Here is a 26,202-nt window from a genome sequence, read left to right as displayed (position 1 = left end):
AGCCGGGACACCCGGCGAACTGCGGGCGGATGACGCCTGCGCAATGGAACTTGCCGGGTACCGCACAAAGCGGATCCGGCCAAAGACGGGGCAAGACGAAAGATGCGGATCGAGCGGCGCTACACCACGGACGGGCAGTCCCCCTACGCGGACATCCAGTTCAGGCTGACCACGAGCGAGATTCGCAATCCCGACGGGTCAATCGTGTTCCGCCTCGACAATGTCGAGGTCCCCGACGCCTGGTCGCAGGTCGCCTCCGACGTGCTGGCGCAGAAGTACTTTCGCAAGGCCGGCGTCGCCAGCCGCCTCAAGAAGGTCGAGGAAGAAACCGTGCCGTCGTGGCTGTGGCGCTCCGTGCCCGACACCGACGCCCTCGCCGCCCTGCCCGAGGCCGAGCGCTTCGGCAGCGAGCGTTCCGCCAAGCAGGTGTTCGACCGCCTCGCCGGCTGCTGGACCTACTGGGGCTGGAAGGGCGGCTACTTCACTTCCGAGGACGACGCCCGCGCGTTCTATGACGAGCTGCGCTACATGCTGACCAAGCAGATGGTCGCGCCGAACTCGCCACAGTGGTTCAACACCGGCCTGCACTGGGCCTATGGCATCGACGGCCCCGGCCAGGGCCACTATTACGTCGACTGGAAGACCGGCAAGCTGACCAAGTCGAAGTCGTCCTATGAGCATCCGCAGCCGCACGCCTGCTTCATCCAGGGCGTCGAGGACGACCTCGTCAATGACGGCGGCATCATGGACCTGTGGGTGCGCGAGGCGCGCCTGTTCAAATACGGCTCCGGCACCGGCTCCAACTTCTCGCGCCTGCGCGGTGAAGGCGAAAAACTGTCCGGCGGCGGCCGCTCGTCGGGCCTGATGAGCTTCCTCAAGATCGGCGACCGCGCCGCGGGCGCGATCAAGTCGGGTGGCACCACCCGCCGCGCCGCCAAGATGGTGGTGGTCGACGCCGATCATCCGGACATCGAGGCCTACATCGACTGGAAGGTGAAGGAGGAGCAGAAGGTCGCGGCCCTCGTCACCGGCTCCAAGATCAACCAGAAGCATCTCAAGGCGATCCTCAAGGCCTGCGTCAATTGCGAAGGCTCGGGCGACGACTGCTTCGACGCCGAGAAGAACCCGGCGCTCCGCCGCGAGATCAAGCTCGCGCGCCGCGCCATGGTGCCCGACAACTACATCAAGCGCGTCATTCAGTTCGCCAAGCAGGGCTACAAGGACATCCAGTTCGACATCTACGACACCGACTGGGATTCCGAGGCCTACCTCACGGTGTCCGGCCAGAACTCCAACAACTCGGTGTCGCTGAAGGACGACTTCCTGCGTGCGGTCGAGACCGACGGCGACTGGAATCTGATCGGCCGCACCAACGGCAAGGTCACCAAGACGCTGAAGGCCCGCGACCTCTGGGAGAAGATCGGCCACGCCGCCTGGGCGAGCGCCGACCCCGGCCTGCACTTCAACACCACGATGAACGACTGGCACACCTGCAAGGCGTCCGGCGACATTCGCGCGAGCAATCCCTGCTCCGAGTACATGTTCCTCGACGACACCGCCTGCAACCTGGCCTCGGCCAACCTGCTGACGTTCTATGATGTCGCCGCACGCCGCTTCGACGTCGACGCCTACGAGCACCTGTGCCGCCTGTGGACCGTCGTGCTCGAGATCTCGGTGATGATGGCCCAGTTCCCGTCGAAGGCGATCGCGGAGCTGTCCTACGAATTCCGCACCCTCGGCCTCGGCTACGCCAACATCGGCGGCCTGCTGATGACCATGGGCCTGTCCTACGACTCCAAGGAAGGCCGTGCGCTGTGCGGCGCGCTGACCGCGATCATGACCGGTACCGCCTACGCCACCTCCGCCGAGATGGCGCAGGAGCTCGGCACCTTCCCGTCCTACAAGAAGAACGCGTCGCACATGCTGCGCGTCATCCGCAACCATCGCCGTGCCGCCCATGGCGAGGCGACCGGCTATGAAGCGCTCGCCGTCAATCCGGTGCCGCTCGACCACGCCAGCTGCCCGCAGGCCGATCTCGTCGCCCACGCCAAGGCGGCGTGGGATCGCGCGCTCGCCGGCGGCGAAGCCCATGGCTACCGCAACGCCCAGACCACGGTGGTGGCGCCGACCGGCACCATCGGCCTCGTCATGGACTGCGACACGACCGGCATCGAGCCCGACTTCGCGCTGGTGAAGTTCAAGAAGCTCGCCGGCGGCGGCTACTTCAAGATCATCAACCAGGCGGTGCCGGCGGCGCTGCGCGCCCTCGGCTATCGCGAGAGCGAGATCGCCGAGATCGAGGTCTACGCGGTCGGCCACGGCTCGCTCGCCCAGGCCCCCGGCGTCAACCATACCTCGCTCAAGGCCAAGGGCTTCACGGATGAAGCCATCGCCAAGATCGAGAAGGCACTGCCGACGGCGTTCGACATCAAGTTCGCCTTCAACAAGTGGACGCTCGGCGAGGACTTCATCCGCTCGCTCGGCGTCGACGCCGAGGCGATCGCCGCGCCGGGCTTCGACCTGCTGGCCGCGATCGGCTTCACCAAGCGCGAGATCGAGGCCGCCAACATCCACGTCTGCGGTGCGATGACGGTGGAAGGCGCGCCGCATCTCAAAGCCGAGCACTACGCGGTGTTCGATTGCGCCAACCCCTGCGGCAAGATCGGCAAGCGCTATCTCTCGGTCGAGAGCCATATCCGCATGATGGCCGCATCGCAGCCCTTCATCTCCGGCGCGATCAGCAAGACCATCAACATGCCGAACGACGCCACGGTGGAGGACTGCAAGTCCGCGTACCTGTTGTCGTGGAAGCTGGCGCTCAAGGCCAACGCGCTCTACCGCGACGGCTCCAAGCTGTCGCAGCCGCTCAACTCGCAGCTCATCTCCGATGACGACGAGGACGACGATGCGGTCGAGGCGCTGCTGGAGAAGCCGATGGCGGCGCGCGCCGCCCATGTGTCGGAAAAGATCGTCGAGAAGCTGGTCGAGCGCATCGTCGTGATGCGCGAGCGCGAGAAGATGCCGGATCGCCGCAAGGGCTACACCCAGAAGGCGGTCGTCGGCGGTCACAAGGTCTATCTGCGCACCGGCGAATACGATGACGGCCGCCTCGGCGAGATCTTCATCGACATGCACAAGGAAGGTGCGGCGCTGCGCTCCTTCATCAACAACTTCGCCATCGCGGTGTCGCTGGGTCTGCAGTACGGCGTGCCGCTCGACGAATACGTCGATGCCTTCACTTTCACCCGCTTCGAGCCAGCGGGCCCGGTGCAGGGCAACGACTCCATCAAGTACGCGACCTCGATCCTCGACTACGTGTTCCGCGAGCTCGCGGTCAGCTACATGTCGCGCTTCGACCTCGCCCATGTCGACCCGACCGAGTCGAACTTCGACGCGCTCGGCAAGGGCATCGACGAAGGCAAGCCGGAGCCGGCTGCAGCCCACAAGTACCTGTCGAAGGGCCTGACCCGCTCGCGCACCGACAAGCTGGTGGTGATGCAGGGCGGCGCGGTCGAGACCGACGTCCGCACCACCGGCAACGTCACCTCACTTGCCTCGGCGGCTGCGACCGCCCGGCACGGGAGCGGCGATGTCAACGCGCAGTTCGAGGGCGCGACCGCGCTGAAGGCCGAGCTCAACACCGAGCTGTCGCCAGCCGAGAAGCTGGAAAGCCTCGCCTGGAGCAAGCCCGGCGCGGCGACCCAGGCCGTCCCGACCAAGGCCGAGCGCCGCGCCGAGGCCAAGGCCAAGGGCTACGAGGGCGAGATGTGCAGCGAGTGCGGCAACTTCACGCTGGTGCGCAACGGCACCTGCATGAAGTGCGACACCTGCGGCTCGACCACGGGCTGCAGCTGAGGGCGCACCTCTCCCGCTTCAGATCCACCAATGCAAACCCCGCCGGAAACGGCGGGGTTTTTGCTTATTCGGATTGCGCCTGAGATTAGCTCGAGCTGACGCACATCGCGTGCATCCAGCAGCGTCGCGTGCATCGAAAGCCGCTCGCCTCACGCACCGCAATGATCGTGACCGAGTCTTTGCCCGATCAATCATAGGGCAGCGGCACCTTCATTGCAGCGATCGGCGAAAACGTCTTCATGCATTCGCCATACATCCCGAATCAATATGCCGCATCCGAGTCGAGAGAAGGAGGTGCTCATGTCCCTCGCCAAAAAACTGCTTCCGCTGATCCTTGCCGCAACCTGCCTGTCACCCGCGATGGCGCGGGCCAATGACGGTGAGATCGCAGCCGGTGTTGCCGGGGGATTGATCGGCGGAATGTTGCTGGGCGGCGCCCTGGCGCAGCGTCCGCCCTATGCGCCGGCGCCGGTCTATGTCGAGCCGCCGGAAGAGGAAGTCTATCAACGACGGTGCTATTGGACCTATGGCGCGCCCTACTGGGACGACGAGGAGGAAGAGTGGCGACGCCCCCGCAGGAGGGTCTGTGACTGAGCGACGCGACGGCGACGATCGGCGCTTGAGCCGAAGAGCGCGGCGACTTCATGCCGGCGTGTAGCAGCACCTGCATGAAAGGCGATGCCCGTGGCGCGACCACGGGCCGCAGCTGAGACAGGCGGCAAGCAAAAGTACCCGGTTAACGGGTGGCTTCCAGCTCGCGATCGATAAACGCCAGGACCGTCGGCCAGACGACGCCATGGTGCTCCCGAAGTCCATGTTCGCCGCCGGGAACGCGAAAGAGCTGAATCGCCGGATTGGCGGCGACCATGGCCTCGCTTTGCTTGATGGGAACGATGCAGTCCTCTTCACCGTGGATCAGCAGGGTCGGCGCTCCGATGCGAGCCGCGGAGGACACTGGCGAGCAACGCGCGATGTCCTCAGGAGCAACAAAGTCCTCCAGATAGTACTCGATACCATTCGCCTTCGCCTGTTGCGGCCATGTTCGCAAATCAGTGCAAGGAAAATAGGCGACAATGAACGCGAATGGCCGATCGCGCGCCGCGGCCAGCAGGGCGACCTGACCGCCTTGCGAAAAGCCAAGCACGCCGACCCGCGCGTTTCCGGTTTCGCGCTGAAGCCATTCGGCCGCGCACAGAACATCATCTGGTTGCCGGAGCCCCTGATCCTCGCGCCCGGTCGAGCCGATCCACCCACGTTGAGACAGGCAAAGGGCCGTCCAGCCGGCAGCCGCAAGCAGCCGGCCAGTGCCCGCCGTCTCGGCCGCATTGCTGGCGTAGCCGTGCAGCACAATCACGGCGCCACCTCTTTGCATCTCGGGCCTGAACAGATAACCGCCCAGAACCACGTCCGGATCGGCGCCGGGGATACGCACAAGCGCCGCATCGGCGCGTTCGGGCAGACCGTCCCAGGCGCATGCAATGGTGATCCTGATGCTAGGCTCACCGGGAACGGCCAGGACACAACTGTAATATCCCGGAGCTATGAATTTTGGAGCTGGCGTCTCGACAACCGGCCAGCCCTCCCGCACGGCCGTCGCGTGGATCGCGTCGACGACCTGACGCGTTTTCGCCCGGAGCATGATGATCAGCCGTTTCGATGGCTCATCCGCTTCCTGGAGCAGCAATTGCGCCTGTTCGCCCGCCCAGAGCACGCAGCCGGACCACTCCCCGATCCGTCCAAAGCCAAGGGGACGAAGCACGCCGCGCCAGAACGCCATCGTATCGTTCAGGCTGGTCAACGACACGGTGATTGAGGCGATGCAACCGGGCGGGCCTGGGAAGCGCATGCAGCTGCCTTCAACCTGGAAGACCAGTATCGCCAACGAGTGAAGCTATTTTCGTATGAAAAGTAAAGTGAGAGGCTGGATTGATCGCTCCAACGATCAGCCCCCGGCCTCCGTCGCGTTGCGCTCAACTGACCGGTGGAATTCTCTCTGGCGCAATGAACCAGCCAGCCGTGGGAAGCAAATCGCCGACAACTACGATCGGCGCTTGAGAATGTAGCAGTCCATGATCCAACCATGCGCGTCGCGTGCCTGCTGCCGCGCGGCCACGATCCTCGCGCCGACATCGGCGAGGTCGCCGGACATGATGATCTGGTTGGGCATGCCGAGATACGCACCCCACCAGATCTGCAAGCCTTCCGGCGCGAGCGACTGAAAGGCGGCGCCGCCATCCAGCATCACGACCACCGTGTCGACGCCGGGCGGCCAGCCGCCGTCGCGCAGGCGCCGCCCCGTCGTCACCAGGAACGGCTCCCCGATATCGTTGAGCGGCAATGCATGCGCCGCACACAGTGCCTGAATCGAGGTTACGCCGGGGATCACGTCGATGGCGGGCAGCGGATCGAGCCGGCGCGCGATCCGCAGGCTCGAATCGTACAGCGACGGATCGCCCCAGATCAGCAGCGCGACGCGCCCCTCGCCCCCCAGACGGTTTGCAATCTCCCGTGACCAGGCGGCTGCGATCGCGTCGTGCCAGTCGTCGACCCTTTTGCGATAATCGTCGCGCGCACTGTCACGCACAGGCAGATCGAACTCAGCGATGCGCGTCCGCTGATGGGTGAGCACCTCGGCGCAGATCGTGCGCCGCAGGTCGGCGAGGTCGGACTTGTCGGCTCCCTTGCGGGGAATGAGGATGAGATCAGCGGCGTTGATGGCGCGAACCGCCGCGAGCGTCAGCTGCTCCGGGTCGCCGCAGCCGATGCCGATCAGAGAGAGCGACAGCATACCATGGCTCCCAGCACCGGCCGCGGGTCAGCCCCTCGCGGTGCGCTTCGCCCTGCCCCGCCGGACGCTTTGTCGCCCCCTGTGCGAACGACTGACGGCATCATGATGCAGACTCTGTCGCCAGCGCCCCGAAGAGGATGACCGCCGCCGTCGGCGCATTGCCGATTTGCGCGAGCAACGCGGCGAGCTCCGCGATCGTCGTGCGGACGAGCCGCTCCTCGGCGTGCCCGAGCGACTCCGCGAACAGCGCCGGGGTGTCCGGCGCCATGCCGTGTTCGATCAGCTTGGCCGCCAGCGCCGGGAATGTCCGTTTGCCCATATAGACCACGGTCGTGGCGTCCGGGTCGGCCAGCGCCGCCCAGTTGAGGTTCTCGGGCAACTGGCCGGTGACGTCGGCGCCGGTGACGAACTGGACGCGGCGCGCACTGAGCCGCCGGGTGAGCGGAATGCCAGCCCGCGCCGCCGCTGCGCACGCCGAGGTGACGCCGGGGACGATCTCGTAGCCGATGCCGGCCGCGTTCAATGTCTCGATCTCTTCCTCCAGCCTGCCAAAGATGCCGGCGTCTCCGGATTTAAGCCGCACCACCCGCGCGCCGGCGGCCGCATGGTCGACGAGCAGTTGATTGACATGCTGCTGCTTGGTCGACGGTCGCCCGGCGCGCTTGCCGACCGCCACCAGAATGGCGCCGGGCCGGGCATGGTCGAGGATCGCGCCCGAGGCAAGGTCGTCATACAGCACGACGTCCGCCACGCGCAGGCACGAGGCCGCCTTCAGCGTCAGAAGCTCAGGATCGCCGGGACCCGCCGAGACGAAGGAAACGAAACCGCTCACCTGTCCTCCGCGATCAAGTGAAAGAACGTACCGGTGGCATGGCCGCGCCGCGAGCCGGTCTCCGCGACGACCGCACCGGTGGCGTCCCGCACGACCGCCAGCGACGCGTCGGGCTGCGCGACAATGGAGGTATAATGAAATTCATGGCCGCGCAAACGCGCTCCACTGTGATAGCCGGGCATCGGTGCCGCAAGCTCGGCCAGCCGATATCCCAGGTGGAGGCGGCGCTGGGCGAAGCTGGTCTCGAGGCCGAGCAGTCCGGTCATCGCATGGCGCTCGCCATCGGCATCAGTCAGGGCGGCCCCCAGCACCATGTATCCGCCGCACTCGCCATGCACCGGCCGTGTCTCGGCAAAGGCACGCACCGCCCGCTGAAACCGCAGGTTCGCCGCGAGACGGCCGGCGTGCAATTCCGGATAGCCCCCGGGCAGCCAGCACACATCGGCGCTGCCGTCGGGGCCTTCGTCGGCGAGTGGCGAGAACGGCAGAATTTCGGCGCCGGCGCTGCGCCAGCCCTCGAGCATGTGCGGATAGACGAACGAGAACGCGGCGTCACGCGCCAGCGCGATGCGCTGACCAGGCGGCGGCGTGGCGGCTCCGGATGAATGCGGCAACGGCGAACCGATCTCCGCCGCCGATTGCAGGACAGCCTCCAGATCGACATGCGCGGTAACGAAGCGCGCTGCTTCGGCGATCAGGCTGTCGACCTCCGGCTGCTCTCCCGCTTGCACCAGGCCGAGGTGGCGCTCCGGCAACGCGATGGCGGCGCGGCGTGGCAGCGCTCCGAGCACGGCCATGCCGATGCCCTCCAGCGCGCGGCGCACGACATCCTCATGCCGTGCGCTGGCCACGCGGTTGAGGACGACGCCTGCGATCCGGACCCCGGCACGGAAGCCGCGCAATCCCGCGGCGATGGCCGCCGCGGTCTGCGCCTGGCCGGAGGGATCGAGCACGAGCAGGACGGGCCAGCCCATCATCTCGGCAATGTCCGCGGTGGCGCCGGTGCCGCAGACGCCCACGGCCGGAGCGCCGTCGAACAGGCCCATGGCGCCCTCGGCGAGGACGAAATCGGCATCCGTGCCGCGCGCCGCGAGGGCATCGATCAACGCCCGCGGCATCGCCCAGCTGTCAAGGTTGATCGAGGCGCGTCCGGTGGCCGTCGCATGAAAGGCGGGATCGATGTAGTCGGGGCCGCTCTTGAAACACTGCACCTTCAGCCCGCGGTCACGATAGGCGCGCGCCAGCGCCAGCGTCAGCGTCGTTTTGCCGACACCTGATCCCGGTGCGGAGATGACAAGACCGGTCGTCATCCGGAGGTCTCCGGAAAGCGCGGCGCCGGCCCGAGCGGCCGGTAGCGGCGGTCGTAGTCGACCGCGTAGAGACGGCTCTCGGCGAACTCCTGCGCGCCCAGCGTCCTGCCCACCAGGATCAGTGCCGTGCGCTCGAGCTCGGCGCCCACCGCCGCGTCGAGCGTGCCGAGGGTCGCATGGATGATGCGCTGGTCCGGCCAGCTCGCGCGCCAGACGATGGCCACCGGGCAGTCCGCACCATAATGCGGCGTCAGCTCGGCCACCACCTTGGCGAGCACATGGATCGACAGATGGATGGCGAGCACGGCACCGGTGGCAGCGAAAGCCACCAGCTGCTCGCCTTGCGGCATGGCGCTGGCGCGGCCGGACGTCCGCGTCAACACGACGGACTGCGCCAGTCCCGGCAGCGTCAGCTCCGCGCCGAGTGCCGCGGCTGCCGCGGAGAATGCCGGCACACCGGGTGTGACCGAATAGGGAATCCCGAGCTCGCGCAGACGCCGCAGCTGCTCGCCCATCGCCGACCAGATCGAGAGATCGCCGGAATGCAGCCGTGCGACGTCCTGGCCGGCGCGATGCGCGGCGACGATCTCCGAGATGATCTCGTCGAGCGACAGCGGCGCGGTGTTGACGATCCGCGCGCCTTGCGGGCAATGCGCCAGCACACCCTCGGGAACCAGCGAGCCGGCATAGAGACACACCGGACAGGCGGCGATGAGATCCCGCCCCCGCAATGTCAGGAGATCCGCCGCGCCCGGCCCTGCACCGATGAAATGCACCGTCATTCGCCCTCTCCTTCCGCGATCGCGGCCGTGGCCATGCCGTCGCGCGATACAGCGCGGGGCGAAACGAGGCGCGCATGCCGGCCAGCCGCCACCAGCGCCACGGCTTCGGCGACGGAGCCCGTGCCAAACCGCGCCGCGATCACACCGGACTGGGTGAACGTGGCGACGCCCACCAGCCGATCAGCCGGGACGGCCTGGATCGACAGGTTGAGTTCGCCGGCCAGCTGCTTGAGCGCGGTGGCCTCGGCCTTGTCACTGAGCGTCGCCACCGCAGCCAGGCCATCGTGACCACCGGCGGCCGTGAGCGCATCACGCAGCGAAGCCGCCGTCACGTCGCGCCTGAAGCCGAAGCCTGCCACCTTCACTTCACCACACTCCATTGCACCACCGGTCGCGCCGGCTCCCAGGACCGGAAGCGTCCGAGCTTACCCGCATGCGCAATCCCGACCTGCATCAGTTCGCCGCCGTGGCGCTGGTGCAGGTCCGCCAACAGCGCCTCGGTCTCGAGCGTCACCCCGTGCACGACCATCCGCGCTCCCGTCGCGATCCCAGACCACACCGCATCGAACGTCGCACCATCGAAACCACCGCCGACAAAAACGGCGTGCGGCGCCTCCAGGCCAGCAAGAATACCCGGCGCGGCTCCTTCCATTACCGTGATCCGATGCGAGAGGCCGAACGCCGCGACATTGCGGCGAATGTTGACGATGCGGTCGTCCCTCGCCTCGATCGCGATTGCCGAACCGCCTTGCAAAGCCCACTCGATCGAAATGGAGCCGGACCCGGCACCAATGTCCCACAGGCGTTCGCCTGGCCTTGGCGTCAGCGCCGACAGCGCGAGCGCCCGCATCGGCTGCTTGGTGATCTGGCCGTCATGCGCAAAGAGCGCATCGGGCAGGCCTGAGCTGCGCGGCAGTCCGTCCGATCCGCACGCCTCCAGCGCAACGGCCACAGGACCGGCCGCAGGGCCGGCGATGTCGGCATCCGCGCGATGCCGGGTGATGGCCTCGCGCGGTCCGCCCAGCGCCTGGAGACGCCACACCTGCGTTTCACCCCAGCCGCGCGCCGTCAGCCATGCCGCGAGGTCACCGACAGTGTTGCCATCGCGCACGAGGCAGATGATCCGCGCGCCGCGCACCAGATGCGGCAGCAGGCGTTCGAAAGGGGCGGCGTGCAGTCCGAGACAGGTAACGGCTTCGAGCCGCCAGCCCAGCCGTGCGGCAGCCAGCGAGAATGTCGAGGGCGCGGGATGGGCGATCCATTCGTCCTCCTGCAGCCGCTCGGCGAGGCCACTGCCGACGCCATGCCAGAACGGATCACCGGACGCGAGCACCACAGTGGCGCGGCCGCGGCAGGCCAGTACGCCCTCCACCTCGAACGGCACCGGCCAGGGACGGCCGCGCACCGCGACGCCGGCCAGCTGCAGATGTCGCTCGCCACCGAACACTATCTCGGCGTCAGCGAGCGCTTTACGGCTTGCGTCCGAGAGGCCGGCGATGCCATCTTCGCCAATCCCGACAATGGTCAGCCAAGGATTAACCATGCGCGCGCTCATTCTGGGCGGAACGCACGACGCCAATTTGCTCGCGGATGCCGTTGCGCGCGCAGGCATCGACGCCGTCTATTCCTACGGCGGGCGCACACGTGCGCCAGCAAGCCAGCCGCTGCCGACCCGCATCGGCGGCTTTGGCGGCGTCGACGGTCTTGCCGATTACATTCGTCGGGAAGGCGTGACCCACGTCATCGACGCGACCCATCCCTTTGCGGCCGAGATCAGCCGCAACGCAGTGGCGGCCTGCGCGGCCACCGCTACGCCGCTGATCGCGCTCGAACGCGCGCCATGGGCGAAAATGCCCGGCGACACCTGGATCGAGGTCCATGACATCGCCGCGGCGGTCGCGGCTTTGCCGGATGCGCCGGCCCGTGTGTTTCTCGCGATCGGCCGCCAGCACATCGCTCCCTTCGGCACGAAGCCGCAACATGCCTATACCTTGCGGTTCGTCGATCCGCCCGCCGGGGCATTGCCGCTGCCCGATGCCGATGTCCTGGTGTCGCGCGGTCCCTTCACGCTCGCCGACGAGCGCACGATGATGCGTGAGCGCGCCATCGCGTGGATCGTCGCCCGCAACTCGGGAGGAACCGGGGCGCGCGCCAAGATCGATGCCGCGCGTGAGCTCGACCTTCCCGTGATCATGCTGACGCGCCCGGAGCTGCCGGAACGGCCACGGGCGGAAAGCGTCGATGACGTCATGCGATGGCTCGGTCATCGGGCGTGTCTCGGCGCATAGACCCAGCGACCGACGCGGCGCATCGCGGCATTGCCGACGATGACCAGGGTTCGCATGTCGGCCATGTCCGGCCGCGCGTCACGCAGCCGCACCGTTTCAATGCGCTCTTCGGGTGTAGAGACCGCCCGTGCGAAAATCACGAGGCGGTCGCCGTGGCCGGCGTCGTTCAGGAGCGCGAGCGCGCGTCCAAAGCCATCGGGGCGGCTCGCCGAGCGTGGATTGTAGAGCGCGATCGCAAAATCCGCCTCGGCCGCCAGTTGCAGCCGCTTTTCGATCGTCGACCACGGCTTCAGGTTGTCGGAGAGATTGATCGCACAGAAATCGTGACCGAGCGGCGCGCCCGCATGGGCCGCGGCCGCCAGCATCGCGGTGATGCCGGGCAGCACCCGGATCGCAAGCCCCTGCCAGTGCGGCGCGGCCTCGAGTGCCTCGAACACGGCGGAGGCCATCGCAAACACGCCGGGATCGCCTGACGACACCACGACCACATGGCGGCCCTCGGCCGCGAGCCGCAGGGCGTCGGTCGCACGCTGCAGCTCCATGCGGTTGTCCGACGGATGCAGCACGAGCCCCTCACGTGGCGGCACGCGCGCAACGTAAGGCGCATAGCCGAGAATGTCGGTCGCAGCCGCGAGCGCCGCGGAGACCTCCGGCGTGATCAGCGCCTGATCACCGGGCCCAAGTCCGGCGATGCTGAGCGAGCCGGTCATTCCGCCGTCTCCATGGCCCGCCCTCGCCCATGGACGAGAACGATCGCGAAATAGGGACAATCACGCTCCTCGACATCGCTCAGGCGCATCACACGCTGGCCCGGCATGGTGCCGCGCTCGATCAGCCACGCTTCCGCAAGACGGCCCGCAGCCGCGAGCGCGCGGCGAACCTTGTGCAGGTTGCGCCCGGTCTTCATGATCACCAGCGCATCGGAATTCCCGGCACGCCGCGTGAGCTCGTCCTCCGACAAGGTCCCCATCAGCACGGTCATCACGTCGTCGCCGAGGGCGATCGGCTGGCCGACGGCGTTCCAGCAGCCGGCCATCCCGGGAATGCCCGCAATCACCTCGACCTCGGCCCGCCCCTGCAGGCGCGCGTGCAGGTGCATGAAGGAGCCGTAGAAATAGGGATCGCCCTCGCACAGCACGACCACGTCGGTCGTTTCCGCGAGCCGCGCCAGGCGCTCGGCCCACGCATCGTAGAAGTCGGCCAGAAGACGCACATAGTCCGGGCTGTCGAAGGCGATCTCCGTGGTCACAGGATATTCCATCGGATATTCGCTGACATCCTCAGCCAGCATGCCCTCGACGATGCGCCGGGCCTGGCCGGGACGCCCCTTCTTGCGGAAGTAGGCGACATGTCGCGCCGCGCGGATCTCGCGGTCGGCGCGCACGCTCATCAGATCGGGATCGCCCGGCCCGAGGCCGCAGCAAATGATACGTCCCATGGTTATTCGCTCCGGCTCGCCAACGCGTTGACCGCGGCAACGGTGATCGCCGAGCCTCCCAGGCGCCCTTCCACCGTGAGGGCCGGCGTGGGTGGACCGGCCATCAGCGCCGCCTTGGATTCGGCGGCACCGACAAAGCCGACCGGGCAGCCGATGATCGCCGCCGGTCGTGGACAACCGCGATCATCCAGCATGTTGAGAAGGTGAAACAACGCGGTCGGCGCGTTGCCGATGGCGACGATCGCGCCGTCGAGATGCGGCCGCCACAACTCCAGCGCGGCCGCGGAGCGGGTGTTGTGCATCGCCTTTGCAAGGCCCGGCACTGCCGGATCACCGAGCGTGCAGATGACGGCGTTGCCGGCCGGCAGCCGTGCACGCGTGATTCCTTCCGAGACCATGCGCGCATCGCAGAGAATGGGCGCGCCGTTCTGCAAGGCGGCGCGCGCGGCACTCGCCATGCCCGGCGTGAAGCGCACATGGCGCTCGAGCCCCACCATCCCCGCGGCATGGATCATGCGCACCACCACCGGTTCCTCGTCGGCCGAAAAGCGCGCGAGGTCGGCCTCCGCCCGGATGATCGAGAAGGATTGACGATAGATCGCCGCGCCATCGGTTTCGTAGACATGCGGCATCAGCGCCCTCCCACCAGAATCGCGGGATCTGCGACCAGATCTGCCTTGCTCAGTCCATGCCGGACAGGCGCATCCCGCGTCGAGCCGTCGCGAATGAGATCGAACCCATTGGGGGTCGCGACCAGCGTGATCGATGCAGGCCCGGATTGGGCACAGCCCTTGGCGCACCCTGAAACGTGAAGCCGGGAATCGGCTGCAAGATACGGTGCAAGCGCAGCCACCAGCGTCCGTGTATCGGCCAACGCCTCGCTACAGGCCGGCGCGCCGCTGCAGGCGACGACACGCAGCCGCGGATCGTCGGCGCGCGTGATGAAGACGTTGTCGTCGCGCGGCATCTCCTGAAGTCCCTCGGCCAGGATCATGCGCCATGGCGTCAAGCGCAGGCCCTGCACCCGCCCGGCAAGATCTGCAAGCGCGGCGTGGGTGAGCTGCCCGAACGCCACGCCGATCATCACGCCAAGCGGATAGCAGGCGGGATGCGGCACGGCGCGGGCGCGCGAAAGCCTGACATCCGCACGAAAAGCTTCCGGCAGGCGCGCGCCGGCGCCGAGATGCGCGGCCATCCGCCGGCGTCCGTTCGCAGCGCCTGCCGACGTCACGAACCACTCGGCAAGGGCCAGCGCGGCGGGCACCGCCTCTGCCCGTGTCACAGCGCAGCCTCGCTCGACGCCATCGGCCCGCACGATCAGCCCGCCGGCGATGTCGCGTTCGATCCGAATATCGGCGGACGCGCCGGTCAGCACCCGCTCCTCACCGCAATCAACGGCAAAGCCGAACTTGGTCGGAAGGCCGGCGGGACCAACCGCAAGCGCGCCTTCGAGTTCCGCCGCGAGCGCGGTGACATCATCGCCTGCCCCCCAGAATGGCGTTACCAGGATGTTGCGCCGCGCCTCGGCCGCGCCATCTGAATCGAGCAGCCCAAGCCGCGCCAGTCCGTCGATCAGCGGCGTGTGGCTGGCGTCGCTGACGCCCCTGATCTGAAGGTTGGCCCGGCCGGTCAGGTCGATCAGGCCGTTGCCATACCGTTCCGCGAGCGCCGCGACGCCCGCCGCCTGCCGTGCATCGATTCGGCCGCCCCGTGGCCGTATCCGGACCACCAGCCCATCCCCGGACTGCATCGGCCGCAGCGCGCCGGGGCACCAGCCCTTGATCGCGACGGCGCTCATGAGACGGCCCGCGAGGCGGTCGCGGCACGCCACATTCCGAGGACCGTGCGCCGATCACGTGCGATCCCGCCGGTGCCCGGCATCTCGCCGGCATGGCAGGTGACACAGACATGAAGCGTGATGGTCATCGCCCTCTTGGAAGTTTCGGTGGGAGGCGATGAGGCGCGCGAACCGATGATTGCAAGGTTCGCTCCCCCGTCGCGGAACACCCCGTCCGCCGGTTTCAAGCACTGCGTTGGCAGGTCTCCCGGCTTGCGGAGCGGGGTTTTCCCTTCGATCCCGCCTTCCCGACCCGGTCGGGTCAGTGGCCTGTGGGCATCTCTCCGGTCACGGTCGCGGGGGCGGCTGCACTTCGGGCCCTGCCTGATGGCACGAGCCCGATCGCATTCCCTCTTCGCCTGTCTGGGACAGGAACCAACGGCGGTACCATTTGCCCAAGCCCGCGACTTGTCAAGCCATCGGGCCCGCAAGATGATGGGACGGCGGCAAATAGCGGCGGATACATATAGCGTGCCGCCCGGCTCGTCCGGCACCGACGGCGCCCATCAGGCCCGTCGCGTCAGGGCGCTTTGATCACCTCGCGCGGCACGTTGCGGTCGAGATCGTCGAGCCACACCGCGGCATTTCCGTCCGACGGCGCGCGCCAGTCGCCGCGCGGCGACAACGCGCCCCCCGCGGACACCTTGGGACCGTTCGGCATCGCCGAGCGCTTGAACTGGCTGAAGGCGAAGAAGCGCCGCACGAACACCTCGAGCCAATGGCGAATTTCGCCGAGGTCATAAGCCCGCCGCATCGGCGCCGGAAAGCCCGGCGGCCACGCGCCCGCCCCGACCTCCTGCCAGGCCCGCAGCGCCAGGAAGGCGATCTTCGACGGGCGGAAGCCATAGCTTAGTGTGTAGAACAGATTGAAATCCTGCAGGGCATAGGGGCCGATCGCGGCCTCCGTGCTCTGCGGCTTCTCGCCGGCCCCGACCGGCACGAGCTCCGGCGAGATTTCCGCCGCCACGATCGCCGTCAACGTCTTGCCGACCTCGTCCGGAAACTGTCGCGAGGCGACGACCCAGCGGATCAGGTGCTGGATCAGCGTCTTCGGAATGCCGGAGTTGACGTTGTAATGCGACATCTGATCGCCGACGCCATAGGTACACCAGCCGAGCGCGAGCTCCGACAGATCACCGGTGCCGATGACGATGCCATGATGATGGTTGGCCAGGCGGAACAGATAGTCTGTGCGCAATCCGGCCTGCACGTTCTCAAAGGTAATGTCATAGACGGGTTCGCCACGGCCGAACGGATGCGCGATCTCTTTCAGCATCAGTGTCGCCGTCGCCCGGATGTCGAGCTCGGAGGCGCTGACGCCGAGCGCGCGCATCAGGTCCCAGGCGAATGTCTTGCTCTGGTCGCCGGTCGCGAAGCCCGGCATCGTATAGGCGAGCACGTTGGTCCGTGGCAGGCCGAGCAGATCGACGGCCTTGGCGGCGACAATCAGTGCATGGGTCGAATCCAGTCCGCCCGACACCCCGATCACCACCCGCTTGGTGCTGGTCGACCGCATCCGCTGCACAAGGCCTGCCACCTGGATGTTGTAGGCTTCATAGCAGTCCTGCTCGAGCCGCGCTTCATCGCTCGGCACGAACGGAAAGCGCTCGATCGTCCTGAGAAAGCCGACATCCGCCATGGGCGGCTGCAGCGTGAACGCGATCCGTCGCCAGCTCTGGCCACGCCCGTCGCGCTGACGGGCGTTGTCGTCGAAGGTGCCCATCAGCAGCCGCTCCTGGCGCAGCAGGTCGAGGTCGACATCGGCGAGCGTGATCTGCCCTTCCTGAGCGAATCGTTCGCCTTCGGCCAGCAGGACGCCGTTCTCGAAGATCGACGTCTGCCCATCCCAGGCGAGGTCCGTCGTGGATTCGCCGGCGCCGGCGGCGGCATAGACATAGGCGGCGAGGCAGCGTGCCGAGAACGACTGGCACAGCAGCGCGCGCGACCGCGCCCGGCCGATGGTGATCGGGCTGCCCGAGAGGTTGAGCAGGACGCTCGCTCCCGCCAGCGCCAATTCCGCCCCCGGCGTCGCCGGCACCCACATGTCCTCGCAGATCTCGATGCCGACCGTGAGCCCGGGGACGTCGTCGGCCGCAAACAGCAGGTCGACGCCGAAGGGCGCAACCATACCGGCGATCGCGATCTCGAGCCCCGTCATGCCCGCACCGGACGCGAAATGGCGACCCTCGTAGAATTCGCGATAGGTCGGCAGGTAGGTCTTCGGCACCACGCCGAGAATCCGTCCGCGGTGTATCACCACGGCGCAGTTGTAGATTCGCGCGCCGAACCGCAGCGGCGCGCCGACCACCACAACGGTCATGAGTTCCGTCGATGCCCGCACAATGTCTGCGACCGCCCGCTCGACCGCGTCCAGCAGCGGCACCTGCTTGAGCAGGTCCTCGATGGAATAGCCCGACAGGCATAGCTCCGGAAATACCGCGACCGCGACCGAGCGCGCGTGACAGGTTCGCACCGCGTCACAGATGGCGGCTGCATTGCTGGCCGGATCGGCGGGGCTGCAGACCGTAACGCAGGCCGCCACACGTGCAAAACCCTGGCGGTAAATCGCGTGAAAGCTCATGTCGGCGCTTGAACTCCTGTTGTCCGCCGACACCATTGCCGATCGCGCTGAAGCGGGCAAGCGCGCCGGGCGACGCCACCCGGAACAACGGTCATCCGGGCCTTCACTTCAAATGGACGCCACGTCGCGCGGGCGCTGCCGGGGAAGATCGTCGCGCAGCCATCGGGCGACCCGCCGCCACGCGCCGGCGAGCGTCCTGCGGCCGATGAAAAGGCCGAGATGTCCGGATGGCACGATTTCGGCGCCGATGAAGGCGCGTGGTGTTCCCACATGCGCCGCCGTCGCCATCGCCTGTTCGGCCGGCACGATTTCGTCGCTCGCCCCGATCAGCAGAAAGACGGGTGTGCGAACCTCGCCGAGATGAATCTCCCGGCCGAGCGCGGTCCACAGGCCTGCCGGCAGCCGATTGTCCCTGAAGATCCAGGTGACAGCCTCGAGATAGAACGTCCCGGGCAGATCCAGCGTCGCGGCATGCCAGCGCTCGAACCGCTCCCGCAGCAGTCGATCACCCGGCTCGTCGGGAGACAGATTCCGCTGCAAGGCGGCTTCCACCTCGGGCGGGCGGCTCCACAAGTGGAGCAACTGCTCACCCTGCACCAGACCTCCTCCGCCCGTCACCAGCGCCTCAAATGCGCCTGGCGGCGCCGCGGCCACCGAGCGCGTCAGCTCGGACTCGATGGCAACGTCCACCGGGGTGCCGACCAGAACCAGCCGCCGCACCTTTTCCGGAAAGCGCGCCGCATAGACCAGTGACAGCCATCCGCCCTGGCACAGGCCGATAAGGTCGACCGGCGTGCCGATGTCGTCGATCGCAACATTGAGATCGGCGAGATAGCTGTCGATCGTCAGAAACCGCATGTCCGGCGTGGCCGAGCGCCAGTCAGTCAGATACAGCCGGCCGATCCCCTCCGCACGCAGCGTCTCGACCAGGCTGTGCCCGGGGGCGAAATCGGCGATCAGTGCGCTATGCAAGGCGTAGGGCGCGCAGATCAGCGTCGCCTGCCCGCCATCCGTCGCCGAAAAGTCGCGCAGCCGCATGGTGATCAGCTCGAGCGCGATCTCGTTCGGGGTGGTCCAGGGCAAAGCCTCCGCGGCGCGCGGCTCCGGCACCGCCGCACTGCGCTCGAACCACCCAAGCCACGCCTCCACCGCCATTTGCGTCGCGGTCAGCGGCCAGAGCCAGGGGGCCACCGGTGCGGTCGTGCCGGAGGCCTTTGGCGGGTCGGTCTTGCCCGGTCGCTGTGTCATGTGCGCCATCCACGCGCGCCATCCCGGCCGTCTCCCCGGGATGATGGCCGGTCAATCCCCCGACCATCGCAGTCTCCTGCGGATCAGCATCGAAACATCCCACCACGACCTTTTCATGATGGTATCTATCAAAGCGCCGGGGAACCAGCCGTGCGGAGCACCGCATCCGGCGGGCGCAGCCCGCCCTTTGACCTTCATCAATCCGTACAAACCGCGCGTGCGGTTATGCTTGCTGAGGGGGCGCCCGAGATCAAGTCCCGGAAGCCGCGCCATGCCCTATCAGCGGAATGCCGAACTGCCCGCCTCTGTCCGCAGCCATCTGCCGCCGCACGCGCAGGATATCTATCGCGCGGCCTTCAACCATGCGTTCGCTTCCCATGCAGGAGACGCGCGGCAGGAGGAGATCGCCCATCGCATCGCATGGGCGGCCGTAAAACGGTCCTACATCAAGGTGCGCGATCAATGGATGCCGCTGCAAGCGCTGCGGGCGTTCGAATAAACGCCCGGAGCCTGCCGTGCCGCCGCGCTCACGGCGCGTGGTCACCATCGAAATCGTCCTCGAACCGCAGGTGCTTGACGCTCTGTCCGCGGGCGCGGACGTGCTGCAGGGCTTCGATCCCGACCCGGATGTGGGTCTCGACATAGCTCTCCGTCACCTTGCGATCGGATTCCGCGGTTTTGACGCCTTCCGGGACCATCGGCTGGTCCGACACCAGCAGCAGTGCGCCGGTCGGAATGTGGTTGGCGAACCCGGCCGCGAAAATGGTCGCGGTCTCCATGTCGATCGCCATGGCGCGGGTGCGGCGCAACTGCTCCTTGAAACGATCGTCGTGTTCCCAGACCCGGCGGTTGGTGGTGTAGACCGTGCCCGTCCAGTAATCATGGCCGAGGTCGCGGATGGTCGAGGACACCGCGCGCTGCAGCTGGAACGCCGGCAGCGCCGGAACCTCGGCCGGCAGATAATCGTTCGAAGTGCCCTCGCCGCGGATCGCTGCGATCGGCAGGATCAGGTCGCCGATCTCGTTCTTGCGCTTGAGGCCGCCGCACTTGCCGAGAAACAACACTGCCTTCGGCGCGATCGCGCTGAGCAGATCCATCACGGTGGCCGCATTGGGGCTGCCCATGCCGAAATTGATCAGGGTGACGCCGTTCGCGGTGACGTTGGGCATGGGGCGGTCGTCCCCACGCACCGGCACCCCGTGCTGCGCGGCGAACCAGGCGACATAATGCTCGAAATTGGTCAGCAGGATGTAGGGCGCGAAATCCGACAGCGGCACGCCGGTGTAACGCGGCAGCCAGTTTTCGACGATGTCTTTCTTGTCTTTCATGCGGGTCATCCATTCGTCATCGGCACCATCATAGCAGATCGGCGGCGGCACGGCGCGACCGTGTCACATCTCAACACATTGTGTGATTTGAACTGGCCTCGGGGCCTGCCTATAGACGGCGCTTGTCTTGTCAGCGAGCCTGCCACTTGCCCCATCGGACCGCCATGCTCACCGCGCTCGCGGGCGCCATCGACAACTTCCACCAGGAGTGGCCGCTGCGCATTGCCGTGGACGGTCGCACCGCGTCGGGCAAGACCACGCTGGCCGACGAACTTGCCGGCACTCTGCGCGGCCTCGGCCGTGAGGTCATCCGCAGCTCGATCGACGGCTTTCACCGTCCCAGGGCCGAGCGCTATGCCCGCGGCCGGCATTCGGCGGAAGGCTACTATCACGACGCCCGCGACCTCGCGGCGGTGATGGCGCTGCTGCTGACGCCGCTCGGCCCCGGTGGCGACCGTCTCTACCGCACCGCCTCGTTCGACCTCGCCGCCGATCAGCCGATTGCGCAGTTGCCACGGACGGCCGGTCCGCACGCCATCCTGATCGTCGACGGCACGTTTCTGCAGCGCCCCGAGCTCAGCGCCGGCTGGGACCTGACCGTTTTCGTCGAAACGACCGCGGTCGTCTCCGAACAAAGAGGCGTTGCCCGTGATGCAGCCTCCAACGGTGATGTCGAGGCCATCCGCACGCTCTATGCTCGCCGCTATCGCCCGGCCTATGACCTCTACGCAGCGCAATGCACGCCCATGACCGGCGCCGACGTCGTGATCGGAAACGACGACGTCGATCGGCCGACCTTGCACCTGCGGCCCGGCGGTCGCCTCGCCACATCGCCGCGCGCCGTCCGGACAGGTCTCGACGGCTAGGCCCGCCCGGCTCCCGTCGACGGCGCACCGCGACGACCAGATTGCACCGGCCCGACGAAGGACGTAGGCTCGCAACGATCGGCTCATGCGATCCCGACCGCGAGGCATATGTGAGCGAACCTCTCCAGGTCCCGACAACGCAGCCCCTGTTCAATCCGCTGTCGCCGGATTTCATCCGTGATCCCTACCCGACCTATGAGCGCCTGCGCCGCGGTGACCCGTTGCCGCTAACACCGCTCGGGATCTATCTCGCCAGCCGTCATGCCGACGTCAGCCAGATCCTGCGCGACAAGCGTTTCGGCAAGGATTTCGTCGACCGCATGACACGGCGCAACGGCGCGCAGATTCTGCAGGAGCCGGTCTACCGCAGCATGCGCCACTGGATGCTGGTGCAGGACCCGCCGGACCACACCCGGCTGCGCGGCCTGGTCGTCAAGGCGTTCACCGCACGCCGGGTCGAGGATATGCGCCCGCGTATCCAGCAGATCGTCGACCAGACACTCGATCGCCTGATCCCGCAGGGCCATATGGACCTGATCGAGGATTTCGCGTTCCGCCTGCCGGTGACCATCATCTGTGACATGCTCGGAATCCCGGAGGATCACCGCGAGGTGTTCTACAAGAGCTCACGCGACGGCGGGCGCCTGCTCGATCCCGTGCCGCTGTCGCCGCAGGAGCTCAAGGAAGCCAACGCCGGCAATGAAATGGCCCAGATGTACTTCCGCCAGTTGTTCGAGCTGCGTCGCCGCAGCCCCGGCGACGACCTCACCACCCAGCTGGTGCATGCGGAGGAGGACGGCCAGAAGCTGACCAACGAGGAACTCACCGCCAACATCATCCTGCTGTTCGGTGCCGGCCACGAGACCACGGTCAACCTCATCGGCAACGGGCTGTTGGCCCTGCACCGTCATCCGGATCAGCTGGCGCTGCTCAAGGCCAACCCAGCGCTCATGACCAATGCCATCGAGGAATTCCTGCGGTACGATTCCTCCGTCCAGTCCACCGGGCGCGTGGCGCTGGAAGACATCGACGACATCGGCGGCAGGACAATTCCCAAGGGGGAGAACGTGCTGTGCCTGCTGGGCTCGGCCAACCGCGACCCGGCGGTCTACCCCGACCATCCGGATCGTCTCGACGTCACCCGGGCGAACGTCAAGCCGATGTCTTTCGGCGGTGGCATTCACTTCTGCCTTGGCGCCCAGCTCGCCCGCATCGAGGCCGAGATCGCGATCGCCACACTGTTGCGACGGCTGCCTGGCCTTCGCCTCGACGATGCGGATGACCCGCAATGGCGGCCGACCTTCGTGCTGCGCGGCCTGAAACGGCTGCCGGCAAGCTGGTAGGCTGCGAAGCTACGGCACTCTTTCAGAACGATCCGGGCCGGCGCGGTTTGGCGCCGGCCCGGGCATGCGCGATCGTCGGTTCGGTCAGCCGCCGGTTTCGGCGCTGATGATGTCGCCGAACAGCTCCCACTTGCCGCCCTTGAAACGCATCATCTGCAACTGCTCGATGGGAGCGAAATCGGTGGCGCTGGTGTTGATCCTGACACCAGGGATCAGGGTATCCGGCGTAAAATCCTTCAGGCTCGCCGCTTGCTTCATGACGTTGGCGCGCGTCAGGTTGTCGCCACTCTGCTTGAGCACCTGCACCATGGTCTGGGCGGCAGCGTAACCATACACGGCGTTAAGGTCGGCGCGGTTGGCTCCCGGCATGTACTTCTCGAAGAAGGCATCGAACTTTTTCATGCCGGGGTCGCTCGCCCACTGGCTGTCGGAAGCGTCCTTGAGGTAGTGCGCTGACAGCACGCCCTCCGAGGCCTCGAATCCTGCCGGCTTCATTACCGCGCCGATCGAGATGCTGACGTCGGTCAGCAGATGCATCGGCTTCCAGTCGAGCTCGGCGATCTTCTTGATCGCCTGCGCCGCGAATTTCGGTGTGGTGATATCAACAAGGACATCGGCACCGCTCGCCTTTAGCTTGACGATATGGGAGTCGATGGTCGGCTCGGAGATCTCGTAGCTCTCCTCGGCGATGATCAGCTTCGACGCCTTGTCGCCGAACACGTCCTTGAGTCCGGCGAGATAATCCTTGCCGAAATCGTCATTTTGATAGAACACCGCGACCTTCGCATCCGGCTTCTCCTTGAGGATGTACTTGGCGAAGATCCGTGCCTCGGAGCGGTAGCTCGGCTGAAAGCCGATGGTCCAGGGAAATTGCTTGGGATCGTCCCACTTGCTGGCGCCGGTGGCGACGAACAGCTGCGGTATCTTCTTGGCGTTGTGGTACTTCTGGATGGCGGTATTGGGCCCGGTGCCGAGCGCATTGAAGATCAGCAGGACCTCGTCGCTCTCGATCAGCTTGCGCGCCTGCTCCACGGTCTTCGGCGGGCTGTAGCCGTCGTCATAGGAGATGAAATTGATCTTGCGGCCGTTGATGCCGCCCTGATCGTTGATCATCTTGAAATAGGCGTCCTCGACTTTGCCGATGATGCCATAGGCGGACGCCGGACCGCTGTAGGCCTCAATATTGCCGATCTTGATTTCGGTATCGGTCGCACCTGGATCATAGGCTTTCTGGGCGAGCGCCGCGCCACTGCTCATCAGCGTACCGATGATGAAGGCGGCGGCGATCGGACGCGCAACGGACGAAGGCGATAGTCTCATGGTCATGAACGGTCCTCTCCTGGGAAATGCTGGTTCTGTCGTTGTTGGCAGCGGCCTTGGACGGACTCTCCCGCTCAGGGCGCCGCGGCTCCAGCGACGTCGAGCGAGCCCGGCGCGCCAAATTTTTCACGAAGGGTCGGCTTGTGTACCTTGCCGGTGGCGTTGCGTGGCAGCGCTTCGATGAAGTGGATGGTGCCCGGGCACTTGAAGCGCGCCAGATTGGCACCGCAATGGGCATGAATGTCGCCCGCGCACAGCGCCTGGCCTGCCTTCAGTGCCACGATGGCGACGCCGACCTCACCCCAGCGCGCATCCGGCACGCCGATCACCGCTGCCTCGGCGATGGCGGGAAGCTGATAGAGCACATCCTCCACCTCGGCCGGATAGACGTTTTCGCCACCGGAGATGTACATGTCCTTCCAGCGGTCGACGATATAATAGAACCCCTCCTCATCCACCCGCGTCGCATCGCCGGTGTGCAGCCAGCCGTCGGTGAAGGAGGTCGCGTTGGCCTCGGGCCTGTTCCAGTAGCCCGGCGTGATGTTCGGTCCCTTGACCCACAACTCCCCGAGCTCGCCGACCGCGGCATCCGTGCCGTCGGGCTTCACCACCCGCACCTCTGTGTGCAGCACCGGCTTACCGGCCGAGCCGGCCTTGCGCGCGGCGTCCTCGCGGTCGAGCGCCAGCACCGCGGGGCTGGTCTCCGTCATGCCATAGCCCTGCTGCAGGGCGACGCCGCGCCCTTCCCAGATTTTCAGCAGCGGCACCGGCATCGGCGCGCCGCCGACACCGCCGATGATCAGGCGGCTGAAGTCGGCGCCAGCGAAGGCCGGATGCTGCGCCATGAACTGGTAGATCGCCGGCACGCCGAAGAACACATTGATGCCCGCTGCCGGATCGCTGATCAGCGCCAGCGCCTGTCCGGGATCGAAGGCGCGCATGATCTGCACCGTGCCGCCGGCGTGCAGCACCGGATTGGTATAGCAGTTGAGCCCGCCGGTGTGGAACAGCGGTAGCACCGTAAGCAGCACCGAGGACGGCGTGATGTAGGCGGGACCGCCGAGATTGATGCAGTTCCACAGCGTCATGCCGTGGGTGATGATCGCGCCCTTCGGCCGCCCCGTGGTGCCGGAGGTGTACATGATCGTCGACATGTCATCGAGCGTCACAGTCGCTGATGTCTCGAGCCGGGGCGCGGCTGCGATCGCGCGCTCATAGGAGCCCCCGGGGCCAAGCCTCAGCACGCCCGGCGTCTCGCATCGCGCGGTAACCGCAAGCGCGGTCTCGGCGAGATCGTCGTCATGCACCAGTACGGTCGGCGCAGCATCGCCGACGATGAACGCGAGCTCGGGCACGGTCAGGCGGCTATTCAAGGGCACAAACACCGCGCCGAGCCGGCCGCAGGCGAACTGCACCTCCAGCGTGTCGGTGGAGTTGAGCGCGAGCACGGCGACGCGGTCACCGCGTCCGACATGCAACCGCCTGCACAGGTGTTCGGCGAGGCGAGCGATGCGGTCGTCGAAGCTGCGGTAGCTGTGACGGCGCGCGCTCGCGAGATCGACAGCTGCAATCCTGTCCGGCGTTCGCCGGGCATGGTGGGCGATCCAGTCGTAATACCGAACCGGCATAAGACCCTCCTCCGCCGATGGCACGGCGCCATCCGCGGCATTCCCCAGCACGGCGGATGCGATTCCGCCGGCCTCGTTTCCATCCCTATTTTCAAGCAGTTGAGACGAGGGTCTGGCAAGCTGTCTTGCGTCGAGTGGCTGGCGCCAAACGCCGCGCCAGCACCGGCCTGCAGGTCGGCCGTGCAGTGCACAAACCATAAAGCAGCGCGGCGGGCTCGTGAAAGCCCGCCGCGCGGAAAATTCATCAGCAAGATCGAGCGGAACCGCAGGACCGCCGGCAGCCCCGGTCAGTGCTGCCCGCCGAGCTTTTGCCGTTCGTCTTCGGTCAGGCCCTGCTGCTCGTCTGGCGTCAACCGGCCAAGACCGACGAACTGCACCGCACTGGTCCGGTCGTAGTGGGGCCCGGTGGCGTCGGGCAGTGCACTGCGGCGCTTGCGTTTACTCTCGTCCCCCTCATCGTCGCCGTCACCGCCACCATAGCCGAGCACCTCGACCATGATGATCGATGCCTGCCCCGTGTTCGGCGGCGGCGGCGCCGCTGTCTGTTGCTGGGTCGCGCCTGCGGTGTTGTTGGCCGACGTCAGCGCGCCGACCGGCGGCCCCTGCACTACCGGCACGCCGACCGATGCGCCCTGCACCTGAATGTTGGCAATGTTGAGCACATGCAGCGCCTCGAGCGTGAGATTGCCCGACACGCGGATGCCCGCCTCTCCCGCATCGATCGTGCCGTGCGGCGCGAACAGGTCGACATTGCCGGG

At 66.8% G+C, this 26,202-nt stretch carries 23 protein-coding genes and 1 riboswitch; of the genes, 6 read left to right on the top strand and 17 right to left on the bottom strand.

Annotation, left to right across the window (positions count from 1 at the left end; all coding sequences use genetic code 11):
- Positions 1-102 precede the first annotated feature (102 nt).
- Together AB4Z37_RS26040 and AB4Z37_RS26035 are read left to right on the top strand one after the other, a co-directional pair.
- Complete coding sequence (locus tag AB4Z37_RS26040; protein WP_441519604.1) at positions 103-3,855, top strand: vitamin B12-dependent ribonucleotide reductase; 3,753 nt, start codon at positions 103-105, stop codon at positions 3,853-3,855.
- Positions 3,856-4,155: 300 nt separating this feature from the next.
- Positions 4,156-4,449, top strand: a complete 294-nt coding sequence (locus AB4Z37_RS26035) for a hypothetical protein (RefSeq protein ID WP_441519603.1) — start codon at positions 4,156-4,158, stop codon at positions 4,447-4,449.
- Positions 4,450-4,591: 142 nt separating this feature from the next.
- Here the strand turns inward: AB4Z37_RS26035 and AB4Z37_RS26030 are convergent, their stop codons facing one another.
- From AB4Z37_RS26030 to cbiE, 7 genes are all read right to left on the bottom strand, one after another.
- Entirely contained in the window at positions 4,592-5,701 is a 1,110-nt protein-coding gene (locus AB4Z37_RS26030; protein WP_441519602.1) for an alpha/beta hydrolase family protein, read from the bottom strand.
- Positions 5,702-5,893: 192 nt separating this feature from the next.
- Positions 5,894-6,643, bottom strand: a complete 750-nt coding sequence (cobF, locus tag AB4Z37_RS26025; protein ID WP_441519601.1) for a precorrin-6A synthase (deacetylating) — start codon at positions 6,641-6,643, stop codon at positions 5,894-5,896.
- Positions 6,644-6,743: 100 nt separating this feature from the next.
- Positions 6,744-7,475 (bottom strand): uroporphyrinogen-III C-methyltransferase, encoded by a 732-nt coding sequence (gene cobA / locus AB4Z37_RS26020; RefSeq protein ID WP_441519600.1) that lies wholly within the window; start codon positions 7,473-7,475, stop codon positions 6,744-6,746.
- Positions 7,472-8,785 carry a cobyrinate a,c-diamide synthase gene (locus AB4Z37_RS26015; RefSeq protein WP_441519599.1) on the bottom strand — a complete coding sequence of 438 codons (1,314 nt, stop codon included), beginning with the start codon at positions 8,783-8,785 and terminating at the stop codon, positions 7,472-7,474. The genes cobA and AB4Z37_RS26015 overlap by 4 nt, the downstream gene beginning before the upstream one ends.
- A complete protein-coding gene (cobM, locus tag AB4Z37_RS26010) occupies positions 8,782-9,567 on the bottom strand; it encodes a precorrin-4 C(11)-methyltransferase (RefSeq protein ID WP_441519598.1) in 786 nt (261 codons plus the stop codon). The genes AB4Z37_RS26015 and cobM overlap by 4 nt, the downstream gene beginning before the upstream one ends.
- On the bottom strand, positions 9,564-9,932 hold the full coding sequence (locus AB4Z37_RS26005) for a cobalamin biosynthesis protein (protein ID WP_441519597.1): 369 nt from the start codon (positions 9,930-9,932) through the stop codon (positions 9,564-9,566). Before AB4Z37_RS26005 ends, cobM begins: the two co-directional genes overlap by 4 nt.
- The gene (cbiE, locus tag AB4Z37_RS26000; protein ID WP_441519689.1) at positions 9,929-11,110 is read right to left on the bottom strand and encodes a precorrin-6y C5,15-methyltransferase (decarboxylating) subunit CbiE; all 1,182 of its coding nucleotides are present in this window, start codon (positions 11,108-11,110) and stop codon (positions 9,929-9,931) included. The genes AB4Z37_RS26005 and cbiE overlap by 4 nt, the downstream gene beginning before the upstream one ends.
- On the opposite strand from cbiE, the gene AB4Z37_RS25995 reads away from it, so the two are divergent.
- Complete coding sequence (locus tag AB4Z37_RS25995; protein WP_441519596.1) at positions 11,109-11,855, top strand: cobalt-precorrin-6A reductase; 747 nt, start codon at positions 11,109-11,111, stop codon at positions 11,853-11,855. The two genes, cbiE and AB4Z37_RS25995, sit on opposite strands and share 2 nt — an antisense overlap.
- Here the strand turns inward: AB4Z37_RS25995 and cobJ are convergent.
- From cobJ to AB4Z37_RS25965, 6 genes are all read right to left on the bottom strand, one after another.
- The gene (gene cobJ / locus AB4Z37_RS25990; RefSeq protein WP_441519595.1) at positions 11,831-12,565 is read right to left on the bottom strand and encodes a precorrin-3B C(17)-methyltransferase; all 735 of its coding nucleotides are present in this window, start codon (positions 12,563-12,565) and stop codon (positions 11,831-11,833) included. The genes AB4Z37_RS25995 and cobJ overlap by 25 nt on opposite strands.
- The gene (locus AB4Z37_RS25985; protein ID WP_441519594.1) at positions 12,562-13,293 is read right to left on the bottom strand and encodes a precorrin-2 C(20)-methyltransferase; all 732 of its coding nucleotides are present in this window, start codon (positions 13,291-13,293) and stop codon (positions 12,562-12,564) included. Before AB4Z37_RS25985 ends, cobJ begins: the two co-directional genes overlap by 4 nt.
- Before the next feature lie 2 nt (positions 13,294-13,295).
- On the bottom strand, positions 13,296-13,925 hold the full coding sequence (locus tag AB4Z37_RS25980) for a precorrin-8X methylmutase (RefSeq protein ID WP_441519593.1): 630 nt from the start codon (positions 13,923-13,925) through the stop codon (positions 13,296-13,298).
- Positions 13,925-15,091, bottom strand: a complete 1,167-nt coding sequence (cobG, locus tag AB4Z37_RS25975; RefSeq protein WP_441519592.1) for a precorrin-3B synthase — start codon at positions 15,089-15,091, stop codon at positions 13,925-13,927. Before cobG ends, AB4Z37_RS25980 begins: the two co-directional genes overlap by 1 nt.
- Before the next feature lie 220 nt (positions 15,092-15,311).
- Positions 15,312-15,525: riboswitch (cobalamin riboswitch) on the bottom strand.
- A gap of 125 nt (positions 15,526-15,650) precedes the next feature.
- A complete protein-coding gene (locus tag AB4Z37_RS25970) occupies positions 15,651-17,711 on the bottom strand; it encodes an NAD(+) synthase (RefSeq protein ID WP_441519591.1) in 2,061 nt (686 codons plus the stop codon).
- A gap of 108 nt (positions 17,712-17,819) precedes the next feature.
- Positions 17,820-18,749: an alpha/beta fold hydrolase gene (locus tag AB4Z37_RS25965; RefSeq protein ID WP_441519590.1), complete on the bottom strand. Its 930-nt coding sequence runs from the start codon at positions 18,747-18,749 to the stop codon at positions 17,820-17,822.
- Between AB4Z37_RS25965 and AB4Z37_RS25960 the strand changes: the two genes are divergently transcribed.
- Positions 18,748-19,458: a ChaB family protein gene (locus AB4Z37_RS25960; protein WP_441519589.1), complete on the top strand. Its 711-nt coding sequence runs from the start codon at positions 18,748-18,750 to the stop codon at positions 19,456-19,458. The genes AB4Z37_RS25965 and AB4Z37_RS25960 overlap by 2 nt on opposite strands.
- Before the next feature lie 28 nt (positions 19,459-19,486).
- On the opposite strand, the gene AB4Z37_RS25955 is transcribed toward AB4Z37_RS25960, so the two are convergent.
- Entirely contained in the window at positions 19,487-20,287 is an 801-nt protein-coding gene (locus tag AB4Z37_RS25955; protein ID WP_441519588.1) for an AMP nucleosidase, read from the bottom strand.
- A 146-nt stretch (positions 20,288-20,433) separates the two neighbouring features.
- Between AB4Z37_RS25955 and AB4Z37_RS25950 the strand changes: the two genes are divergently transcribed.
- Together AB4Z37_RS25950 and AB4Z37_RS25945 are read left to right on the top strand one after the other, a co-directional pair.
- Positions 20,434-21,153: a uridylate kinase gene (locus AB4Z37_RS25950; protein ID WP_441519587.1), complete on the top strand. Its 720-nt coding sequence runs from the start codon at positions 20,434-20,436 to the stop codon at positions 21,151-21,153.
- A 110-nt stretch (positions 21,154-21,263) separates the two neighbouring features.
- Complete coding sequence (locus AB4Z37_RS25945; protein WP_441519586.1) at positions 21,264-22,496, top strand: cytochrome P450; 1,233 nt, start codon at positions 21,264-21,266, stop codon at positions 22,494-22,496.
- A gap of 84 nt (positions 22,497-22,580) precedes the next feature.
- On the opposite strand, the gene AB4Z37_RS25940 is transcribed toward AB4Z37_RS25945, so the two are convergent.
- The 3 genes from AB4Z37_RS25940 to AB4Z37_RS25930 all read right to left on the bottom strand — a co-directional run.
- Positions 22,581-23,816: an ABC transporter substrate-binding protein gene (locus tag AB4Z37_RS25940; RefSeq protein ID WP_441519688.1), complete on the bottom strand. Its 1,236-nt coding sequence runs from the start codon at positions 23,814-23,816 to the stop codon at positions 22,581-22,583.
- 74 nt (positions 23,817-23,890) lie between these two features.
- A complete protein-coding gene (locus AB4Z37_RS25935; RefSeq protein WP_441519585.1) occupies positions 23,891-25,444 on the bottom strand; it encodes an acyl-CoA synthetase in 1,554 nt (517 codons plus the stop codon).
- 287 nt (positions 25,445-25,731) lie between these two features.
- Positions 25,732-26,202 (bottom strand): filamentous haemagglutinin family protein (locus tag AB4Z37_RS25930; protein ID WP_441519584.1); only part of this gene is annotated, 471 nt, incomplete at its 5' end.

This window comes from Bradyrhizobium sp. 2TAF24 (genome assembly GCF_052115025.1).
GTDB lineage: Bacteria > Pseudomonadota > Alphaproteobacteria > Rhizobiales > Xanthobacteraceae > Bradyrhizobium_A.
This window is presented reverse-complemented; position numbering and strand designations above follow the sequence as displayed.

What these genes read in the sequence shown, in the direction of transcription:
- AB4Z37_RS25960 (WP_441519589.1), top strand. Translation starts at nt 18,748, where the DNA reads ATGGTGATCAGCTCGAGCGCGATCTCGTTCGGGGTGGTCCAGGGCAAA.
- AB4Z37_RS26015 (WP_441519599.1), bottom strand. Translation starts at nt 8,785, where the DNA reads ATGACGACCGGTCTTGTCATCTCCGCACCGGGATCAGGTGTCGGCAAA.
- AB4Z37_RS25935 (WP_441519585.1), bottom strand. Translation starts at nt 25,444, where the DNA reads ATGCCGGTTCGGTATTACGACTGGATCGCCCACCATGCCCGGCGAACG.
- AB4Z37_RS25955 (WP_441519588.1), bottom strand. Translation starts at nt 20,287, where the DNA reads ATGAAAGACAAGAAAGACATCGTCGAAAACTGGCTGCCGCGTTACACC.
- AB4Z37_RS25940 (WP_441519688.1), bottom strand. Translation starts at nt 23,816, where the DNA reads ATGAGACTATCGCCTTCGTCCGTTGCGCGTCCGATCGCCGCCGCCTTC.
- AB4Z37_RS25980 (WP_441519593.1), bottom strand. Translation starts at nt 13,925, where the DNA reads ATGCCGCATGTCTACGAAACCGATGGCGCGGCGATCTATCGTCAATCC.
- AB4Z37_RS26030 (WP_441519602.1), bottom strand. Translation starts at nt 5,701, where the DNA reads ATGCGCTTCCCAGGCCCGCCCGGTTGCATCGCCTCAATCACCGTGTCG.
- cobG (WP_441519592.1), bottom strand. Translation starts at nt 15,091, where the DNA reads ATGAGCGCCGTCGCGATCAAGGGCTGGTGCCCCGGCGCGCTGCGGCCG.
- AB4Z37_RS26035 (WP_441519603.1), top strand. Translation starts at nt 4,156, where the DNA reads ATGTCCCTCGCCAAAAAACTGCTTCCGCTGATCCTTGCCGCAACCTGC.
- AB4Z37_RS25995 (WP_441519596.1), top strand. Translation starts at nt 11,109, where the DNA reads ATGCGCGCGCTCATTCTGGGCGGAACGCACGACGCCAATTTGCTCGCG.
- cbiE (WP_441519689.1), bottom strand. Translation starts at nt 11,110, where the DNA reads ATGGTTAATCCTTGGCTGACCATTGTCGGGATTGGCGAAGATGGCATC.
- cobM (WP_441519598.1), bottom strand. Translation starts at nt 9,567, where the DNA reads ATGACGGTGCATTTCATCGGTGCAGGGCCGGGCGCGGCGGATCTCCTG.
- AB4Z37_RS25965 (WP_441519590.1), bottom strand. Translation starts at nt 18,749, where the DNA reads ATGCGGCTGCGCGACTTTTCGGCGACGGATGGCGGGCAGGCGACGCTG.
- cobF (WP_441519601.1), bottom strand. Translation starts at nt 6,643, where the DNA reads ATGCTGTCGCTCTCTCTGATCGGCATCGGCTGCGGCGACCCGGAGCAG.
- cobJ (WP_441519595.1), bottom strand. Translation starts at nt 12,565, where the DNA reads ATGACCGGCTCGCTCAGCATCGCCGGACTTGGGCCCGGTGATCAGGCG.
- AB4Z37_RS25985 (WP_441519594.1), bottom strand. Translation starts at nt 13,293, where the DNA reads ATGGGACGTATCATTTGCTGCGGCCTCGGGCCGGGCGATCCCGATCTG.
- AB4Z37_RS26040 (WP_441519604.1), top strand. Translation starts at nt 103, where the DNA reads ATGCGGATCGAGCGGCGCTACACCACGGACGGGCAGTCCCCCTACGCG.
- AB4Z37_RS25970 (WP_441519591.1), bottom strand. Translation starts at nt 17,711, where the DNA reads ATGAGCTTTCACGCGATTTACCGCCAGGGTTTTGCACGTGTGGCGGCC.